The following is a 2,481-nucleotide window of genomic DNA, read 5'->3' on the forward strand; positions in this document are numbered from 1 at the left end:
GTAAGCGCCGCTAAATCGACCCTCTTGCCCTAATCGTATTGAGCCACTTTTTTCGAAGCAGGCAACTCGGCATTCCAGGGCAGCAACGCTTCGAGCTTCTCCAGCGTGTCGGCCTCAGCAATGTGTTCCAACACATGGTGGATATAAGCGGAAGGCTCCAGGCCATTGGCCTTGGCGGTTTCGATGAGCGAATAGCAGGTGGCGCTGGCTTTCGCCCCTTGTGGGGTATCGGCGAACAGCCAGGCCTTTCTGCCGAGGGCAAACGGGCGGATGGCGTTCTCTGCTCCGGCATTGCTGATCTTCAGGTCACCGCGTTCACAGTAGCCGACCAGGTAGTCCCATTGGTTCAGGGTGTAATCCATGGCCTTACGGGTAAGCAGGCCTTTCATCACCTTGGGGGCATTTTTCTCCAGCCAGGCTTTAAAGGCGTTCAGCAACGGCAGACTCTTTTCCTGGCGAACCCGATACCGCTCCGCGTCGCTCAGATCCCGGGCGGCCTTTTCAATGGCGTACAGTTTGCGGATGTGGCTCAGAGCTACATCCGCTTTTGAGGGTGGCCCTTTTTTGCCTTTGACCGGCGCAGCCCGGGCCGCTTCCACGTATTTACGTCTCGCGTGGTCCCAACACCCGATTCGGGTCAGCTTGTTCGTGGCACAGACCTGCCCATAGCCGGAATAGCCATCGGCTTGCAGAATACCCTGGAAGTCATCCAGCAGACGCACCGGCACCTTGCCACCTCGTGATGGATCATACTCGAACAGAACCGAGGGTTTTCCCGGTGGACCACCCCGGGTGACCCACATCCATTTGTCGGATTGGGCGGTCTTACCGTCATCCTTGAGCACCTGGATCCGGGTTTCATCGGCTTGCAGGTAATCACCGCTGTTCTGGGTTTCCCGCATCAGGTTGATCAGCGGCTGGAAGACGTCATTCAGCCGGATGATCCAGTGAGCCATGCTGGTGCGGCTGACCTCGTGACCCAGACGCTTGAACATCTGCTCCTGACGGTACAGCGGCAGGCCGTCGGCGTACTTGGAGGTAATGAGGTAGGCCAGCAGTGACGGGGTGGCGATGCACTTGCCCAGCGGGCGCGCCGGACGGGCGGCCGCAACAATGTGCTCTTCGCCGTTCTGCTCGAACACCGCCTTTTCCTGCCAGTACTCCAGCACTTTCAGCTGGGCCGGGATGTACTCCAGCTCCTCTTTCACTTTGGTGAAGAAGGTCTTGGTGGCACCGGCTTTCTCTTCGTCGCTGAGGGTCAGTTCAATGCGCTCGCGCAGTAGCGTATCAGAGAAGCCACGCTGACGACGCTTGCGGGAACGACGAGGAGCGTCGGCCTCTTCGACATCCCCGGGCAGCTCATCGCGCAGTTCATCAATCTCGACTTCCAGCTCCGCTTCATCGAACAACAGGATCTGGTTGGGCTGCTTTTCACTGCTGGCCGCGAACTGCTGGATCTTCTTGTGGCGCAGCAGTTCTTCGAGGATGACGATATAGTTGTCGCGACGCCGAAGGGTCTCGTCTTGCTGTTTCAACTGGCTTTGGAGAATGTCTTCCTTTTCGGCCAGTTGTTGCTGAAGATCGCTGATAACGGCCACCATCTCAGCGGTTGATAAACCGTTGAGATCCGGGGTTTTGAGGGCGTTATCAGGCGTTGATTTCATGTCGAAATTATAGCAAAAACAACGTCCTGGCACACCAAAAAAGTGCCACAGAAAGCACTATCCAACGCTCTCGTAATGCAGGGTTTTATGGCCTCTCAACAGCGTGATGTCGTAGCCGTCCAGCAACCAGTTGATCTGCTCGCCGGTCAGCGACATCAGGTCATCGGACGGCCCCGGCCACTTGAATTTCTCCTCGGCCAGGGCCTTGTAATAGAGCACAAAGCCGTTGTCTTCCCACATCAGGCATTTGATCTTGTTCCGCTGCCGGTTGGTGAAGGCGTAGAGGGCTCCGGAGAACGGGCTGTGCCCCAGTTCCTGTTCCACCAGCAGGGCCAGGCCGTTGGCCTGCTTACGGAAGTCGATGGGGTTTCGGTACAGATAGATCTCCGGCAGATCCCAGGCGGGACGCAGATAGCGGTGACGCATCACAGCTGTCTCAGCACCATGCCCAGCAACTCGATGTTGCCGGCATGCAGCCCGGTGATCGATACGCCGCCGGGCAGTGAGACGGCCAAACCGGCTCCGGTATCCGGAATCGGGGCCACGCGGGTAAATCCGGATCGAGTTTTAACTGGCTTGATGGGCTCCTCGCTGCCAGTCAGCTTCTGCCGCCAGTAGACAAACCGATGATAAACAAGCGACTTTTGTTTGCAGTAGGCTGCACCGGACAGGCCCGAGGCCTGCCAGTCCGATAGCGTCTGTTGCCAGAACTTATGTAAATCAGGGGTGGTCATCGGATTCCTCCTCTATTTGAAAGCAGGAATCAGTTTGGCGAAACTCGGACATCAACTACAGGTGCGGATTTATTGGCGCTTAC

3 protein-coding genes are annotated in these 2,481 nt (G+C 57.2%); all 3 read right to left on the reverse strand.

Annotated features, from left to right (window positions below; genetic code table 11):
- Positions 1 to 29 precede the first annotated feature (29 nt).
- The 3 genes from IBX51_RS14935 to IBX51_RS14945 are packed head-to-tail and all read right to left on the reverse strand — an operon-like array spanning position 30 to position 2,398.
- The gene (locus IBX51_RS14935; RefSeq protein WP_291832120.1) at positions 30 to 1,664 is read right to left on the reverse strand and encodes an IS66 family transposase; all 1,635 of its coding nucleotides are present in this window, start codon (positions 1,662 to 1,664) and stop codon (positions 30 to 32) included.
- A gap of 57 nt (positions 1,665 to 1,721) precedes the next feature.
- Positions 1,722 to 2,090, reverse strand: a complete 369-nt coding sequence (gene tnpB, locus IBX51_RS14940; protein ID WP_291832122.1) for an IS66 family insertion sequence element accessory protein TnpB — start codon at positions 2,088 to 2,090, stop codon at positions 1,722 to 1,724.
- Positions 2,090 to 2,398 carry an IS66 family insertion sequence element accessory protein TnpB gene (locus IBX51_RS14945; RefSeq protein ID WP_291832121.1) on the reverse strand — a complete coding sequence of 103 codons (309 nt, stop codon included), beginning with the start codon at positions 2,396 to 2,398 and terminating at the stop codon, positions 2,090 to 2,092. The genes tnpB and IBX51_RS14945 overlap by 1 nt, the downstream gene beginning before the upstream one ends.
- Between the last annotated feature and the right edge of the window lie 83 nt (positions 2,399 to 2,481).

Source organism: Marinobacter sp. (assembly GCF_014859525.1).
Taxonomy (GTDB): Bacteria; Pseudomonadota; Gammaproteobacteria; order Pseudomonadales; family Oleiphilaceae; genus Marinobacter.